This window comes from Enterococcus malodoratus (assembly GCF_027659535.1).
GTDB classification, from domain to species: Bacteria; Bacillota; Bacilli; order Lactobacillales; family Enterococcaceae; genus Enterococcus_A; species Enterococcus_A malodoratus.
In genome coordinates this window covers 169,806-187,520 of the sequence record NZ_JAQDPG010000004.1, presented here as the reverse complement: position 1 = coordinate 187,520, position 17,715 = coordinate 169,806, and the positions used below count along the sequence as shown (strand labels likewise).

The 17,715-nt window shown below is 38.6% G+C and carries 13 protein-coding genes; 1 reads left to right on the top strand and 12 read right to left on the bottom strand.

All coding sequences use genetic code 11. The features are described from left to right. Positions 1–104 precede the first annotated feature (104 nt). Positions 105–986, bottom strand: a complete 882-nt coding sequence (locus tag PGP85_RS08530) for a LysR family transcriptional regulator (RefSeq protein WP_270327025.1) — start codon at positions 984–986, stop codon at positions 105–107. A 131-nt stretch (positions 987–1,117) separates the two neighbouring features. Between PGP85_RS08530 and PGP85_RS08525 the strand changes: the two genes are divergently transcribed. Next, positions 1,118–2,080, top strand: a complete 963-nt coding sequence (locus PGP85_RS08525; protein WP_270327024.1) for a DMT family transporter — start codon at positions 1,118–1,120, stop codon at positions 2,078–2,080. A 167-nt stretch (positions 2,081–2,247) separates the two neighbouring features. Here the strand turns inward: PGP85_RS08525 and PGP85_RS08520 are convergent, their stop codons facing one another. The 11 genes from PGP85_RS08520 to PGP85_RS08470 form a co-directional block, all read right to left on the bottom strand. Next, on the bottom strand, positions 2,248–3,204 hold the full coding sequence (locus PGP85_RS08520; RefSeq protein WP_270327023.1) for a restriction endonuclease: 957 nt from the start codon (positions 3,202–3,204) through the stop codon (positions 2,248–2,250). A 12-nt stretch (positions 3,205–3,216) separates the two neighbouring features. Next, a complete protein-coding gene (locus PGP85_RS08515) occupies positions 3,217–6,369 on the bottom strand; it encodes a type I restriction endonuclease subunit R (RefSeq protein ID WP_270327201.1) in 3,153 nt (1,050 codons plus the stop codon). Positions 6,370–6,380: 11 nt separating this feature from the next. Then, positions 6,381–6,803 (bottom strand): restriction endonuclease subunit S, encoded by a 423-nt coding sequence (locus PGP85_RS08510; RefSeq protein WP_270327021.1) that lies wholly within the window; start codon positions 6,801–6,803, stop codon positions 6,381–6,383. Positions 6,804–6,898: 95 nt separating this feature from the next. Then, positions 6,899–7,654, bottom strand: coding sequence for a M48 family metalloprotease (locus PGP85_RS08505; RefSeq protein WP_270327020.1), 756 nt, complete (start codon positions 7,652–7,654; stop codon positions 6,899–6,901). Between the two features lie 17 nt (positions 7,655–7,671). Beyond that, positions 7,672–8,355, bottom strand: coding sequence for a hypothetical protein (locus PGP85_RS08500; RefSeq protein ID WP_270327019.1), 684 nt, complete (start codon positions 8,353–8,355; stop codon positions 7,672–7,674). A 629-nt stretch (positions 8,356–8,984) separates the two neighbouring features. Then, positions 8,985–11,111, bottom strand: a complete 2,127-nt coding sequence (locus tag PGP85_RS08495) for a hypothetical protein (protein ID WP_270327018.1) — start codon at positions 11,109–11,111, stop codon at positions 8,985–8,987. 207 nt (positions 11,112–11,318) lie between these two features. Beyond that, a complete protein-coding gene (locus PGP85_RS08490; RefSeq protein WP_270327017.1) occupies positions 11,319–11,687 on the bottom strand; it encodes a hypothetical protein in 369 nt (122 codons plus the stop codon). Between the two features lie 503 nt (positions 11,688–12,190). Beyond that, positions 12,191–13,294: a tyrosine-type recombinase/integrase gene (locus PGP85_RS08485; RefSeq protein WP_010741555.1), complete on the bottom strand. Its 1,104-nt coding sequence runs from the start codon at positions 13,292–13,294 to the stop codon at positions 12,191–12,193. 531 nt (positions 13,295–13,825) lie between these two features. After that, the gene (locus PGP85_RS08480; protein WP_010741556.1) at positions 13,826–14,809 is read right to left on the bottom strand and encodes an ADP-ribosylglycohydrolase family protein; all 984 of its coding nucleotides are present in this window, start codon (positions 14,807–14,809) and stop codon (positions 13,826–13,828) included. Position 14,810: 1 nt separating this feature from the next. Next, entirely contained in the window at positions 14,811–16,736 is a 1,926-nt protein-coding gene (locus tag PGP85_RS08475; RefSeq protein WP_010741557.1) for a beta-glucoside-specific PTS transporter subunit IIABC, read from the bottom strand. A 102-nt stretch (positions 16,737–16,838) separates the two neighbouring features. Continuing rightward, positions 16,839–17,669, bottom strand: a complete 831-nt coding sequence (locus tag PGP85_RS08470; protein ID WP_270327016.1) for a PRD domain-containing protein — start codon at positions 17,667–17,669, stop codon at positions 16,839–16,841. Positions 17,670–17,715: the final 46 nt, after the last annotated feature.

Sequence of the window (17,715 nt, the reverse complement as noted above, 5' to 3'; positions counted from 1 at the left end):
CCTTCCTCTTGTGAAGGGACGTTTTTTTGATGCAACCGCCTTTCCAAATAAAAAAGGGACCAATAATTAAATTGGCCCAGTTACTACTGATTATTCACTAATTTTTACCCAAGAACCTCTTCAATCAGCGACAAAAACAGCTGCATTTGCTTGGTAACATACTTGTTTTTATGATAGGCGTACAGAGCGATGATTTCCTCGTCGAGTTCGGTGGCTACTGGAATCAACGTTCCCTGCGCCAATTCTTCGGTTAACGCAAATTCTGGCAAATAAGCGACACCCATGCGGCTCATGACGTTCTTTTTGATGGCCTCCGCGCTCCACAATTGCATCGAACAATTCAACACGATATCGCGTTCCTTTAAATAATGATCGATCGCTTCTTGAAAAACACTGTCGGGATAATAGCTGATCAGATCGATCGTCTTTTTCTGCCCCGGTGTCGTGAAATCAAGCACCTCAGGATCTTCTTCAGGGGAGGCAATCAACAGCGCCTTAAAACGAGATAAAACCGTGCTCACGATCGAGCTGTCCTCCCCGCTGACATCATAGTGAATACCAATATCTACGCTGCCATCCAGCACACCTGCTCGCACACTGTCACAATCCTGGATCAAAATAGACAATTTTACCTGTGGCGCCGCTTCCTTGAACCGCTTCAAGACCGGCTGCATCTTATAAATCAATAGCGTTTCAGGCATAGCAACCACCAATGTGCCCTTCAATTCATTCATTTCCTTCTCGCAATTGTACAGTGAATCCATAGCGTGCAAGATTGCATCGACATGCGGCAACACACTTTCCCCCGCCTGCGTCAGCACCATCTTTCGTCCAACCTTTTCAAATAATTGAAGCTGCAGCTCTTCCTCTAACTGTTGAATGTGAAAAGTAACGGTCGAAGGCGCATAATTCAGTTCACGCGAAGCTCCTTGAAAACTCCCTGTCCGTAAAATCGTTTTAAACGTCTGCAAATATTTCAAATCCATTTTCTTCACCCTTTATTCGGCATTGTCGAATCATCATTTCTAAAGATTCGAATATTCAAAACCTTTTATTAGTGATAGTTTATAGGAAAGGGAATGTTCTTGCAAGGACATTCGGATTTAAGAGGTGCAAAATGAACAAAACATTACAAAAAACCAGTACAGTTACAATCTTGGCCCTCATTTGCTGTGGCCTATGGGGGAGCGCTTTTCCCTTCGTTAAAGTCAGCTATGAATGGTTCCATATTCAAGGAATTCCCAGTCAAATCCTGTTTGCCGGCTATCGCTTTTTCCTTTCCGGCGTGCTGACCTTCATCATTGGCTGCTTAATAGAAAAACGATTGCTGACCATCAAACGGACATCAATTCCCGCTGTCTTCGGTCAAGGACTGCTGCAAACGACGATCCAATACGCTTTTTTCTATATCGGGCTGGCTCACACGACCGGGACGAAAAGCTCCGTCATTGACGCTTCCAGCTCCTTCATCTCGATTATCGCGACACATTTTTTGATCAAATCAGAACGAATGACTTGGACAAAAACGATTGGCTGTACTCTGGGCTTTCTTGGCGTGATCGTCATTAATCTGACCCCCGGCTCGTGGGAAAACAGCTTTCAATTCAAAGGCGAAGGTCTACTATGCATCACCGCAATCGCTTATGGACTAAGTACCGTCACTTCAAAAATTCTGACCGATCGCGAATCACCCGTAGCGATCACCGCCTATCAATTGCTTTTTGGCGGCGGCACCCTGATCGTGATCGGCTGGTTAATGAAAGGTTCGGTTGGCAGCTTTGATACAAAAGGTCTGATACTATTCGCCTATTTAGTCTTTTTATCCGCCGCAGGCTTCGGCATCTGGACACTTCTATTAAAATACAATCCAGTCGAAAAGGTTGCCATCTTCGGCTTCACCATTCCAGTATTCGGTGTCGCTCTATCCGCATTGCTGCTAAACGAAGTACTTTTCTCCATGCGGAATCTGCTTTCACTACTGCTCGTCTCAGCAGGCATCCTGATCGTCAATCGCAACCAGAAAGAACGAGAAAAAACTGGCGAACGTTTATCACGAAAAGAACATCCGCTTGGAAGATAGAGGATTATAAGGAAGTACCTCAATAAGTTTCTCATTCAAATTACTTACTAACGAAAAGCGATATAGACGAATTTAAGATTCGTTTATATCGCTTTTTATTCCCTATCTTTTAGTTAGAATTCAAAAATAATAAAGATCGATATGAATTCCATATCGATCTTAGGGTGCTACAAGCTCTCATCTTCAAAATAATCACTATCTATTCGAAATTGCTTGTATACCTTCGCTAGTTCAATGCCCACACCGTATTGCATCATAAGTTCTGTTAGCTTAATACCATCAATCAAGACAATTCCTTGGCTTTTAGCAAACTCTTGCGCACCTTTAGCAAAATTGGAAGTGGTAATAAACACCCCCCGGTCAGCGTTTACACCAGCCAATGCACCGTAAAAAGATTGTATCGCTGGACGCCCTACTGTATTTCCATCTTTGTAACGTTTCGCTTGAATATAAACAGTACTCGTTCCCAGTGGATCTTGATTAATGATCCCATCGATTCCACCATCATTACTTTGAGTAGTCACTTTGGCATCACCATTTTTTCCGCTATAGCCCATTGCTACGAGTAAATCAACAACTAACTTCTCAAAAAATGAAGGTTCAACTTGACGAACTCTATTCAAAAGTTCAATGGCTACCTCATTATTTTGATTGTTTATGAGGCTCTCCACCTGAATCTCGTTTTCATCTGCTTCAGAAATAGAAATCTTGTTTCCAGTCCGCTGGTTTCGAATAGCCAATTCTTTTTTATATTCTTTAAAAGCAGGCAATTCCTCCAACATTTTCTTGGTTAGTTTATCCCCATGCTTATCTAACATAGCCAGTCCAGACTCAGTAATCTTATAAACACCACGTCTTGGCCTTTGAACTAAGCCAGAAATGTACAGACTACTTAAAGCCCACCCAAATCGATCAATCAAAATACTGTCTTTATGAGGAATATCCGGATAATTTTCATCTAATAAATCTTCAGGAATTTGAAGAAACTCTACTACACGTTTGATAATTTCTTTTTTATGGAATTCCCCACCATCTTTTATGGCTTCTAAGACATAAGGGATCAAGGAATCATTTGTAGGGATTCCATTTACTGATTTCTTCAACTTTTGCCAATCTCTATTCATTGAATGCTCCTCCTACCTCAACTCATCTTCCAATGGTATCAATTCTTCATCAAGAATTCCTCGCCATGCACGTTTCATCTCTTGCGGATATTTAAATGGTTTCGCCTCTGGATGTAACGATTTATACCCTTCAAATCTCTTGCTTTCGATAATCCCTTTGATATTCGGAATCGGATCTTCACCGATAATATATTGCACTCTTGATGATTGAAGTTCATCGCCTGAGACAAACCACTCTTCAGCGAAATGACCTACAATCTGATCAATTGCTTGAGTAAAGTAGAAACGTTTGACGACAAAAATGTCTTCATTTGGCTCAATTTGTTCTTCATCAAAGGCATTCAGAATTTGGCGATAGACGTCTTTGACGCATTCGGTTTTGTTTAATTTTTTCAGTGCCTTTTCGATTTCTTCACGAACATCTGGGCTATTTGCTGCATAAGTCCCTAAGAGTTGATCAATGTAAGATGAGTCAATATCGTACAATTTGATCGAATTATCACTGTAAAACTCGATTGATGAAAAATCAGGTGGATTAACTCCGATTGGCGGTACTTCCGTCAACGATCCTTTTACAGTCTGATAAACGCCCACTTGTTCTTCCAAGATAGAAACTTGATTTTTCAAAGCCTCTGAACCGACAATATCCTCATTGTATTCATCGTAAGTCACCAACGCTTCATAAGAGTTATTCATTTCCTGAAAGGCTTTGACGTACTCTACACGTGTTTCCAACGGCGTATCTTCACTAATTCCGGGCACAATCGTAAACTCTTGCAACTTCCGATAAGCTTTTTTGAACCGTTTTTTTGATTCATTATAGGTTGGATAAATAAGACCGGAGTCTTCTTTTACTTCCGAATATAATTTAGTCGCTTCTGCCACGTTGTATTCCATCGTATTCGGTTTTCTAAAGGTTACAATCAACCCTTTTGTCTTTTCTGGATAGGTCCGATTCGTACGTGAAAAGGCCTGAATCAAACCGGCATATTCCAAATTTCGATCAACAAATAATGTTTGAATCGTCGGTGCATCGAATCCAGTTAACAAACGATCAACGACAATAACTAAATCAATTTGTCTGCCAAACTGTTTAAACTCTGCCTTCTTCTTAGCCAAACGATTATTAATATCCCCGTTATAGCGTTCAATTTCCGCTAAGTTCCAAGCAGTATTGTAGTAGGCATTATACTCACTGATAATTCCTTGCATTTCGGCTTGTTGCTCTTTGGCATTGTCTGTATTTTCATCTAAGGAATACGTAATGGCAATCCGAGGAAAATCAGAATCATCCATTGTTCGCCCTTCACGAATTGGTTGATTTGGAAATTCCCGTTTCACCCAATCTGGATCTTTCGTCATTTTCTTAATCGCTTGATAATACTTTTTCGCCATCTGAATGGAACTGGTTGTTAGAATAGCAGATTTTGTCGGACGCCCATTTCTAAAATCAAATTTTGTGTAAGCATTATTGGGACGGAAAATTTTATGAATCACCTTTTGAATATGCTCATCATTTTCATAAATCACAGGCTCAATGTAACTTTCCTTCTTTATCGGATTCATATTATCAACGATTAGATTGATTTGTTCAGGAGAATAGTCCATGTATTTTTCAACTTTACTTAATTCATTGTGAACCTTATTATCCAAAGAAGTCGTTTCGATCGTATTCTCATGTTCTACCTGAAAACCTAGCACGGAGCCATCTTCTAAGGCATTTTTAATGGTATAAGTATGTAGCACCTCGCCATATTGATCAGTCGTTGTCCGTGCCAACTGTCCTTTAGCTTGCTTTTTATTCACCTCAAAAATCGGTGTACCAGTGAAACCAAACCAAGTTGATTGTGGGAAGAAGCCTTTGATTTCTTCCATATTTTCAGCACTCAAAGCTCGATGACATTCATCAACGACAAAAACGATATGTTGTCCCATCAATTTTTGATAACGATTCGTCCCATTCTTCGCTTCTTGCTTTTTAGCATATTTCAAGGCAGCATCCAATTTTTGACGCGTCGTCACAATCACGACATTCGCATTGGCATCTGCTAGAAGCGTATCACCTAATTCTTTCGCGCTCCCTGTTCCAACAATCAGACTATTCGATTTGGCATTACCAGAAGAAATCCCTGTATTATACTCAGAGGCAAATTTAGTAAATTCACTGGTAGTCTGACTGTCTAAATCCTTTCGATCGACCAACATAATCGTGCGATCAATCCCTGTTTTTCGTGCCAACAGCTTCGTTGAAACAAAACTCGTCAGCGTCTTTCCAGAACCCGTCGCATGCCAAACATATCCAGATTCATGTTTGTTCGCCGCAGTAAACAACGCTTCGATCGCATGGATTTGATAAGGATGTAGCACCATCAAAACTTTATTATCTTGATCTTCACTGACAATTGTATAATCCGCAATTAAACGATGCGCTTTGGGAATGTTTAACACTTGTTTACAAAACTCATACAAGTTTTCAACCTTTTTATTGTCTTTTGTACGCCAACTGAATAAGAACTTCTTGTGCATATCTTTCGGCATCGCATTGGCAAAATAGCGAGTCGTTTGTTCATTCGAAATCACAAATAATTGCAGCGTAGAAAAAATGTTGTTTCGGAACATCCCTTCCTCCGCATACTTTTTGATTTGATTGAAAGCTTGATACACACCATCTTTAGCCGTCGTTTGCTTCAACTCAATCTGAACAATCGGTAGACCATTAATCAATAAGGTCACATCAAAACGACGATCTCGTGCATCAGCACTACTACCTTGCTTCGCAATTTGATTCACCACTTCATAACTAGAAAGCCCGCCACCAATATCTTGATTCGAAAAAATAATCGGTGAAATTGAACCTAAACTAACATCTTCACGCTCAATCGTAATTCGCGCTATCCCATTCTCACCCTTTAACCATTTCGCCGCATCAAAAGGTGTCTGAGTCCGTAATAAAATTTCCGTCTTAATTGTTTCAAATTCTTTATCAGTAAGCGGATGTTCACCAATTTCAGACAAATTATTCTGAACAATTTTTTGACGTAAGTTTCTCCAAAGATCAGCCTCAGATTTCAAATCAGAACGATACGTCCACTGATTATGACCTTCACCTAAAACATCAATTAAATGACGTTCAACTTCTGCTTCTTCTCGATGAGGAATTTTCATCATGACACCTCCTAGACAAATAGTTTCTGTAAGAATGCTTTTTTGGTTAATTGAAGAAGTTCAAGTTCGCGCTGGTGGAGATTAATAGTTTTATCTAAGTTTGAGAAAAAATTCCCTATTTGTTCTTGTTCAAAAATATTTTTTGGAACTTGGAATTCAGTATTGGATACTTTCTTCCAGTCAGATCTAGGCATTTTTGTTCCTGATGTATCATTAGCTGCTCTTTGATATTTATCTGCTTGAATAAGTGCATAAATAAAGCTTGAGTCACAATCAATAGCTCTAAAAACCCAAAAATCACCCAATGCTATTCCTTTAAAATTAGGCATTAGCCAATTTTTCAAATACGGACGAAGTTTGCCGAACAGAATATCATTTGGTTCAAATTCTATTCCTTTTCGACTATCAAATTTTTTTGATATGTCCTTATTCAAACGTCCTTCTCCAGCAGAAATATCTTCAAATTCAACTTTCTTTGACGTTAAGGTAATTACAACATACTATCCAACTAAATCAATGTCCTTTGTAGCTATATCCCATTCCATCCTCTTCTCTGAAACTTCCAGCCCCTTATTCTAATAGCATGTACTATATAATCTTTTATTCCCCAGTCAGATCCGCTCATAATATTATTTACTCTACATTCCCAAGAAGGATGAGAAAAATCTCCAATATTGCGCTTAACATATCTGTAAAATATATTCTTTGAATCAATCATATCACTAGTTTTTTTATCTTTCTTCAATCTATCTAATTGAATTTCCCACAAATCCACATACATTTCTTTTGAAAGTCCGCTAAGAGCGAGGCCTAATTTATCTGCTCTAAGTTCTGCAATTTGTTCCCAGTATCGTTTGTCTGTAACAATATTTGTAAAGAGTAAAATAATTATCATTACTATTAGATATAAGAAAGTCAGTACAGGGTTTGTCATTAATCTACCTAATAGTATGGGTATTCCCAACAGAGTACTGTGAATTACAACAAACCATGCTAGAGCAGCAAGTCTTGTTCGATTTTTATTTTTTCTAGGATCCTCATATTTAACATGAATTAGTTCATGTGCAAAGAAGAAAGATACATAACTCGAATAAACATAAAAGTCTCCTTTAGAAACCTTTTCAAGAAGTAAAAGCATACTTTCTTCAATAACAATTTTCGGAACCTTATTTTTCTCTACATATGCTGCCGCATTTTCAATATTATTCGTTCCTAATTCGACTTCAAGTTTTTCAATCGATATACTTCTGCACATTTCATTAAAAGTATCTTTAAAAGGGTCCAATTGTAGTTTATCCTGAATCATGATTTTTTTTCGCTTAATCTGAAGGTTTTAGCATCTCTAATATCCTTCATCATTTGTTTCCCAAACAAAAAATATATAGTCATAGGTATAAACATAAGTATTTGGATTTCCGAATTAAGGTTTTCTATCCATCTTTTTATACAAAATAGCACGTAGATAAAAAGTATTGAAAAAAAGAATATTGCTAAAGATTTCTTTTTATTGCTAAAAGCGATCGAAAAACTTTTTTCTGAAATTGTTTCATTTTCAATATTCTCTTCAAAGTCATAATTCTGTGCTTCAAAAATTTTAACTAATGCTCTAGCATTTCTTTTAATCCATGGAGTTACTTTCAGTAATTGTCCAATAACGAGTACTTGTGCAGCAAAAAATAATATTATCTTATATGACATTAGATCAGATACATTTATCATTACTCCAGATATATATGGTCCAATAAGTGAATAAATTATTAGTGTCACCACATCATAGTGACCAAGGGTCTCTCTGAGTGTTGTTAATAGATAATCTCTTTTTATGTTTTGAAGAGTAGTTAATTCTTTTTTGTGCATCTGAAAGTAAAATAGTGATCGAAGAACCTTTTTTATAGAGAACGTTGATAGACCATCTTCTAAAACAATTTTTTTCCACCATAAGATAAAAAGAAACATTTCAACTAAATACGAAATAATGATATACACTTTATCCACCTCCAAAATCAATTATCATTTTTCCAATATTCTAGTGTGTACCTGTTGAATTACTATTTTCCACCCTAATGATAACTCACCAAACAGTACTATTGGTATCTTATATAGCTAGCAACTAACTTACTTTCTTAAAAAATACAAAAACACCCGCCAACAACCGACGAGTGTAAAGTTACCTATTTAATCTAGCGTTCTATCTCTTCAACCTCCACAAACCTAATCCGATTCACTGCATCCAAAACAAACGTTTTATTCGACTCTACATAAATTCTTCGAAAATTGCCAAATGAAATTTTCAAAGTGTTTCTCGATCCAATATCCCCTCATGCTTAAGCTATTACTTGAGCAACGTATATTGATTATCGATCGACGGTCTTCCCAAAAAAATCTTTATATTTCTTTTAGTGGTTGCACCATTACCAACGCCTGTATCTAAAATTCGATTATAATGCTTTTCTACCAAAAATGACAATCACCATTTACCATAGGCAAGTATACTTTTTTCAATAGTTTCTTCATGACGCTTCCAGTCGACACATTCTAGAGTAACGGTATTTCTTTGATTCACATGCTACTAGAGGTTTCGTAACTAATAGTTCAACGGAGATTCACATCTCCCTTCACTCCTTCCGTTCTTCAAACTCCAACAGATAACTATCCATCTGTCCATTCTCTATGATCTTCATTTCGATCGTATCCCATTCCTGATGTTCCAGCAGTTTTTGAACCAGATTGTTTTCGATTACTTCTCTCGTTATCGAGCCAACTTCATAAAAATCTAGATCACACAAATCATCGCTTTCACTTTCTTCATCCTCTTCATCGCTTGAGTAGATGTTGTAATTAACCAGAATATCATTGTACTTTTTCGTAAATCTCATCAAGTCATTTAATCGTACGATTTCATTCCCAAAATACTCCAATGTTCCCTCCAGATCATCGTCATACCAATCGTAGCAAGGCTCATTTCTTGTAAGAATGCGTTGAATATCTTTTATTTGTTCCTCAGTAATTGTTCCGTAAGTAATGATATTTTCGATTTCCCCTATTTTATCACTCTTTTGTTCAATGCTAAATAAAACGTTTCCATCTCGATCCAATAGATTAGAATTCAATTTCGGGTCACTTCCGATATGATCTTTGGTGACAATCACGATTTTTTGAACCACTAAATCGCCTATCATGAATTCTGCGAGGTATTCCCCTTCAGGCAGATTTTCAAACTTGTATTTCCCATTTGAATCGGTTTTTATTAATGAGTCTCCAGAACTATCAACAAATTTCTCACCCGTTAAGGGCTTCCTGGTTTGATCATATTCAAATGCGCTTGCATCCCACATCAGTATTGCTTTCAATTCTTGGACACTTGGGTTAGTTGTCATATTAAAATTAGATAGATAGATTGAATCACCTTGATTCAATCTGGAGTTTCCTGTATTGACACCTGTCCATGTATGATTCAAATCAAGACTGATCATTCCCGTAGTTTTATCAGGATTGGTGGCTTTAGTAAATATAGGCCCTCCAACATAACCTCCTCCACCTGTAATAATTGTAGGATAGGTTACACTCGTGTCTGTAGCTGTTGTGAGCCCATCGTAACTTACAGAATCGATATACAGTGACATATCATATCGATTCCAACCATTAGCACTTCCTAAATTGTAAGTGGTTGTTTTATCCCATGCATAAACTACTTCCAAACTCGAAAAACTCTTATCTGTGGCACTCTGTGTTCGATTTCCCGTCATGTTATACGTATAGGGATTTAATACTCCTGCATACCCCGTATTAGAGAACGGGGTTCCACTTGTTGTAGTATTGCCTCCACTGAATTTTCCTGAATCATAGACCCCTATTTTAGAAAGATCTCCCGTTGGTTGTGAAGTATAGAGTCCTTTTGTTATTCCATGGGGTATAGCAAGAGGTTTCTTAAAGTCCCCTTCTTGAACAGTCAAAATTTTGGTCCAGTCTGCCGTTGATCTCGTCTTTAACGCTGCTGCATAACCATGACAATACATTGGCGTGTACTGGCTAGTATTCATCGTGTAGGTTGTACCGCTTCTTTGATAAGTACCTTTTAACTTAATCGTATAAGTAATTGCACCTTTAGGATACGTTGATCCTCTGTAATCTCCAGAAGCCCGTCCAGGTAAAGGCTTCAATGCTGTAGTAACACCTACATCATATCCACTAACACTACTTGCACTTACACCTACAGTAGTCCCAGAAACAACTTCTCCAGCGACCATCTGAACACCCACAGATGGTTTTGCAGAAACGATTGTATCGGCTACTTTCAATTTTGAAAGAGCGGATGAATCATATTGATTATTGAACGTTTCAAGATCACCTGATTCTACGTTTGTAGCATCAACGATCTCTAATTTAAATTCAGGACGTAGCTTTTGACCATTTTCAGCACCATAGACATTCATAATGACTGGGACAAAGACCTGTCCAGTGTCACTAATAACTGATTCCATAACTCCTTCTGAATATTCAGCACCGGTCCCCCCAGGTTTATCTATATAAGTTCCGTTAGCAATCTCTCCATTGTTTTTTGGTGTGCCATCTTTGATTTCTATCGCATTATCCAATGTACTGATTACTCGATACCGAATATTTTTATATTTCGTTAATAATTCTGTATTTTGGATTGAAAAAGAGATTAGATGTACGTCATAAATTAATTTGTCTTCATTGTCACGTTTGGTTTGTGGTAAATAAGCAAAGAATGGTGCCATCGGAGTTGCAACCTTTTTAGAATCACCATTTTCATCAGTATAGGTATAATCCCCGCTGCCATTCGGAACTTCACGGATCAGATAGATGCCATCCGTTGCTTTTCCATTACCAACATTAAAAGTAGTTTTACCAAAATTAGCTCCTGTTGTATGATCTCCAGTTTTTTGCTTAACTGCTGCGAAACTAGAGTCTACATCATAATGTGTTCATTCTACTTGCTTTGTAGGATCATCTAATTTGTAATAGTTACCCGAACCATCTTTCTTAGGAATAACGCGGACTATTTCAAATTCAACATCTCCCATTAGTTTTTTTCCAACTAGATCAGGAGCAGTTGCCGGATCTAATTTTTCACCGTCTCCACGTTCTCCCAATTCAGCTGAACTTTTAATTTCATATTTCCAAAGAGTAATCGTACGATCAGAAGTATTATCTGATAACGCATTAGTACTTACATATGGAATATCTGGTGTTGCATATGCAACTGATCCTAATCCAGCACCCGCTGACCCCAATACTGTTAGTACCCCCAAAGTCATTGCTGCTTTACTTATCCACTTTTTCTTATTTTTCATAATAAGCTCCTTTGCTCTTCTTTGTTTTTTATTCCTAAATTAGTTAAAATAGATGAAAAAGGTTGCCGCCATTTTTCAATCATTTATTTTCCATTACTTATAATGAAGATTTTTCTTCTTGGTAATGGAAACCAATAAAAATTAGTATGTCTGTCCTTCGATAAACATACCTCCTTTCAAAATTTCCAATAAGTTCATCATTCTAGTTAAAACCCTTTATTTCCAGCATATGACTAACGTATTTTATTCTTAGTCTTACAAAAAACTAGAAAAGCCCTCAAATCCTTTTTGTATCAAAGGATTTGAGGACTTTTTGACGACGAATGACGGCTAAAATTTTTTACGATTATTATTTGTACTTTATATTTATTGAGAACCCTCCTTTTTAAAGTATTTCTTTCTTTTGATAAAAAAAGCACCCAAAGTAAGCGCTTACTCTGAAAAAGAAAAAGAAATACACCAAAAGTTCATTATTTCTTTTTTGAAACCAGTTACATCCTTCGTCAACTGATCAAACGATCTAATTCCTTGATCACCCGGTGTCTTTGCTCCAGCATTGCATCCACATACGTATCTAGCGTCATTTGTGTCGATGCGTGCCCTAAAAGAGCGCTCACAGAAGAAATATCTTTATTAGCTTCCAGACAGCGTGTCGCAAAGGTGTGTCTTAGTTGATGAAAATGAATGTTAACAAGTTCAGCTTTTTTGCGAATCCGATGAAAATGATGAGTCAATAAGCGCGGTTCACAGGGTTGCCCGTTTACTGAGAAGACAAAAGGCCCTTTTGTTTGCTTACGATGAGTTACTAGTAATTTTTTTAGCGTCTTACTGATTGGAATCACCCGGATAGACGCTTCTGTTTTGGAATCTGCTAAAAGCAGTTGTGTTTTTTTCGACGGACCTATCATGGAGATTCGTTGATACGTGTGATTGACATAGATTAGATTGGCCTCAAAATCAATGTTCTCCCATTTTAAAGCGGCAATTTCACCAATGCGCATCCCAGAATACAAGGCTAATAGGGCAGGAATTCCATGGCCTTTCTTTTCTTTGGTGGCGGTTTCCATCATTCTTTTTTGTTCTGATCGTGTTAATGCTCGGATTTTATTCTGTTTAGCCTTTGGTATCTTTAATTCAGAAAATGGATTCATTGTAAGCTTTCCGCATTTTTTTGCATGATTCAAACATTTATTAAGGATTCGAAAGACGACTTGGACAGTTGATTTAGCCAATTTTTTCTGAAGTTCACTAAGCACATTTTTTCCAATTTCAATTGATAACTCATTCAAGGGGATATCTTTTAGTGTAGGAAAAATATATTTCGTCAGCTTATAATAGTAACTAGACAATGTGGATGGTTTTACCTCATCCTGCACCTCTATTAGCCATTCCGATGTCCATTCCTCGAAGGTTTCGGCTGAATGACCTTGAATTTGCTGCAAAGATTGATAATGGATGCGTAACGGATAAAGCTTTCTTTTTACTTCGGAATAATTCTTTCCATATATATAGCCGTACTTTATTCTCCCGTCGCTTTTTCTTCCTTTTGGAAAACGACCTTCCCAGCGACCATCTTTTCGCAGATAAATATTCTCACCTTTTCGCACTACTATTTCCTCCAATTTTTGACGGCGTAACAGACGGCGTATACTAGGTTTCTTTTCATTTTTATCTTTACAATAATACAGTAATGAATAGATACGTCTTAGTTTGTTATCATCGCTTTATTTAAAAATAATTATTTTTATGAATCATATTGCCTATTATTAACCAATAATATATAATTGCCTTATGAAATGATTTTTATATATCAAACAAATAAGTTAATATATTTCAATTAGTTCCAAACATTTCTAGTTTTTTGTAAGACTAGGTAAGTATTTGAATACTTTTCAAAGAAGATAAGCCACTATCTTCAAAGAAGGCAGACAAAAGGCATCCTTTCAACGGCAGAAAAGATGCTTTTTTATTATATGTTCATAACATGACAGTAACATTTTTACCACAAAATAAATCAATTAATTTATTTCCACTTTTGCAATCAAATAATCACTATATTTTTATGTTTTAATGATAACGATCGTTTTTTTTGAATAAAAAAAGACGCCCCTCTTGGACGTCTCTTTTACTATTCATTTCTACTTCACATACGGCAATAATTCTTCCGTCAATTGATCAAAATCTAACTGATTGACCTCTTCAATTTGCTGGATCATTTCTTTTGGCAGAGTTGGATTCATTCCTCCGCAAATCGCTGCGCTGATGGCTCCGATGGTATCGGTATCCCAACCGACTGACGCACTTAATTGTGCGGCTTTTAATGGATCACCTTTGGCTAATTCCACGATGACAAATGCGCTTGGAATTGTTTCGATCGTCTCCATTCCGGTACCGATCTCTTCATATAAGCGTTGGAGAATCAGTTGTTCGTCTTCTTCTTGACGCAGGATCTTTCGTGCTTGATTCATGCGGAAGCTTAAAGACGCTGCTGGAAAATCATACCCGTATTCTTTGGCGGTATTAATCGCTTCAAAGGCCAACGACCATATCTCTGCGATTGATTGGCCACCTCGAACGGTGTAGCTAACGGCTGCTGCTACCGCACCGGCACCGGCGATCGCGATCTTTGTATTATGCGTTGGTAAACAGATTTCCGCGACATTTTTTACTAGTGCAGGCAAATCGTGATAGTCGCTGATTAAGCCGATGGGCGCAATTTTCATCGAAGCACCATTCGTTGTTCCCGTGACACCTGTTTCCTCGATCGGCACACCTTGGGCGATTTTTTCTAACGCTTTTAGTGTCGACGGTCCTGAGACAAAGGCTGAAACGGGAGAATGGTCGTTCCATTCCCGCAGCTCTGCGATGTAATCTGCCACTCGGATCTGTCCCTGGTTTTTCTTGATCATAGATAGGATCATCAAGACGTTCAATGTGTCATCGGTGATTGCTCCTGCTGCCATTTTACGACCAAAGACGTCATTTTCGTTTGAGGCGATTAATTCCGTTACTCCGTTGGGAAAATGCTGGCGGATTTTTTCTTGCGACCAGCATTCTGTCGGCATTCCTAGCGCGTCCCCTAATGCTCCGCCTGCTAAAACGCCCCAAATTCTCTCTCTCATTTTATTGAACCTCCGCTAAATTATTAAGCTCTGTTTGATTGTTAAATGGAATCACTGTTAATATTTTATCATTGAATTTTATACTGCCGTCTTGCTGGCAAAGAACGTCTAAAAATTGGTCTGAGTTAGTCACTGTTACAAAGGATTCAATAGAATAACCGGCCTTGGTAATTTTTTCCAAATCCACCTCTAGGATTTTTTCCCCTTGAACCACGCTCTGACCTTTTTCTACTAATGGGGTAAAGCCTGCCCCATCCAACTCAACAGTATCGATCCCAATGTGGATCAGCACTTCTATTCCTGTATCGCTAATGATTCCGATCGCATGTCCGCTCGGAAAAACCGTTTCAATAGTCCCGTTGACTGGTGAAACTACGTCGCCTTTTTCTGGAATAACTACGAAGCCGCTGCCTAATGCTTTTGATGCAAAGCTTGGATCGGCTGCTGTTTCGATTGGTTTGATTTGTCCTTCTAAAGGTGAAACTAGGATTTCTGCTTTGACTAATTCTTTTTCTTCTGGCTGCACGACATCGTCGCTCTTTTTAAAGGTCATGTAGGTCAAAATGAAGGTCACCGCAAAGGTAGCGATCGTGGCGATAATCGCAAGAATCAGACCATTCATGCTCCCTGTTTTAGGATTGATGAAGGCCGCAAAACCTAGAATCCCAAAGGACATCGCGTACATTTTTGTCGCTGAAAATGCTAAAATCAATGAGCCGACTGCCCCGCCGATCATAGAGAAAGCGAAGCGTTTTTTAACTGGTAAACTAAAGCCATAGATCGCTGGCTCGATAATGCAGAACAGCCCTGAAACCATCGCTGGAACCGCCAGCGCTTTTTGATCCTTTGAACGTGTCCGTAAAAAGACAGCTAATACCACGGCTGTTTGTGCAAAGTTGGCTGTAAAGGACATCGGGAAAATGTAATCCATCCCTGATTGAGCCAAATTGGTAATCCCGATCGCCGAAATCGGCCAATGCAAGCCAAAAATTACTAATGGTTGATACAGTAGAGCCACGACTAACGAGGTAATTACTGGCGAAATCGTGTATAGACCTGTCACACCTGCGCTGATCAATGAGCTAAGTACATTCGTGATTGGACCAACGATCAAAATAGCTAAAGGAACCGTAATTAGGATCGTCAAAAAGGAATTTACATTGTGCGCCAGTACTGCTGGAACAACCTTTTTCAGCCATTTTTCAATTTTCGAACCCACATAAACGATAAAAATAATCGGGATCACGGTGTATTGATAACCCGTTGCCGGAAACAGGATCGGAATCCCAAAAAATGTATTATAAACAGGCGTTTGGAACAATGTTCCACTGAACAACGTGTATAATGCGTCGCCACTCACCAGCCCCGTCATCAACTCTGGAATCAACAACGTTGCCCCCAGCATCATGCCGACAAAAGGATTCATTTTGAATGCTTTAGCACTGGTATAGCCTAACGTAACAGGCAGGAAGTAAAAGACCGCTTGTCCCATCGCGTGCAAAATAATATAGGCACCATCATCTATCGATAAAACATGGGTTGCGGTTAATAATGCTAGAATACCCTGTAATAGACCTGAGGCGGTCAAAATTCCTAAAACAGGTGTAATGACCTTTGTAATCGTGTCTATCAGTGTACTGACTAAACCTTTCTTTTCTTCTTCTGCCTCGACCGATTTGCCGTTCAGTTGTTCCTGCACCACTTGAAAAATGTCCGCTACATGTGTGCCTACGACAACTTGAAACCGGCCGCTGGCAAACTGCGCGCTCATGACTTCAGGTGACTTCACGACTTCTTCTTTTTGTACCAAGGAATCATCCTTCAATGTAAAACGCAGCCTGGTCATGCAATGCGTCACACTTAACACATTCTCCTTCCCTCCCACATTTTTCAAAATGAATGAAACGAGTGCTTGATATTTTTCCATCTTGCTTCTCCCCTTTTTTGGAATATAAAAAAGGCAACACTCAAACAAGAGACTCTTCATCCCTTGTTTGGGTGTTGCCTGCATAATCAGTTACAATCCCGTTTATTTAATTAACCGTTGGACATGTAAAATTAAGTACATTTCCTCTTCCGGATAAATCTGACAAGCCAATTTGTCCTGCAAATAGTGCTTGATGATACCGACACTTTCCGTCGCTCGCGGATAAAATTGAACCACCTGGTCAAACATCTCCGGCACCGCTTCTCGTCTCGGTTCGTTAATTATGACACGTTGAATGAAGAATTTCAAGTGGGTCACGAAACGCACATAGTTCAACGATTCCGTATCCAACTCGATCCCCAAACAGTCTTCAACGATCAATACGACCTTTTGCAGCATCTCAGTCGTCAGCAAAGTCTGGGCAGTATCATTGTTCATTCCACCGTTGATGAAGTGCAGCGCGATAAAGCCGGCTTCGTCCTCATTCAGCTCGATGCCCTCATAATACGTAATCTTTTCTAGCGCATTCATGCCTGCGGTGTATTCCCTTGGATAAAACTTCTTGATCTCCAACAGTAAAGCATTGCGAATATGCTCGCCATTTCGAAACCGATTGACCGCATAATTGATATGATCTGCCAAGCCGATATAGGTGTTGCCATCAAAAGTTTTCTGTAATTCAACTTCCGCATTCTTGATGATCAATGTCACCATCTCAAGTCGGTTGATAGGAACTTCTTCGATCAATTGGACAAAACGATCTGCGACATTCGGTGAATCCACAACAAACGTTTTTTCGATTTTATCTTTTTCAACTGTTTCGCCAACCTTTTTACGAAACGCGATGCCTCGGCCAATCAAGATCCGTTCCAGACCTTTTGTATCGATCACCAAAACGACATTGTTGTTAAAAATCTTCTTTATTCTAAGCAAGTCCCATCCCCCTTCCTCCAGTGAACATTCATAAGCTATAGTACAG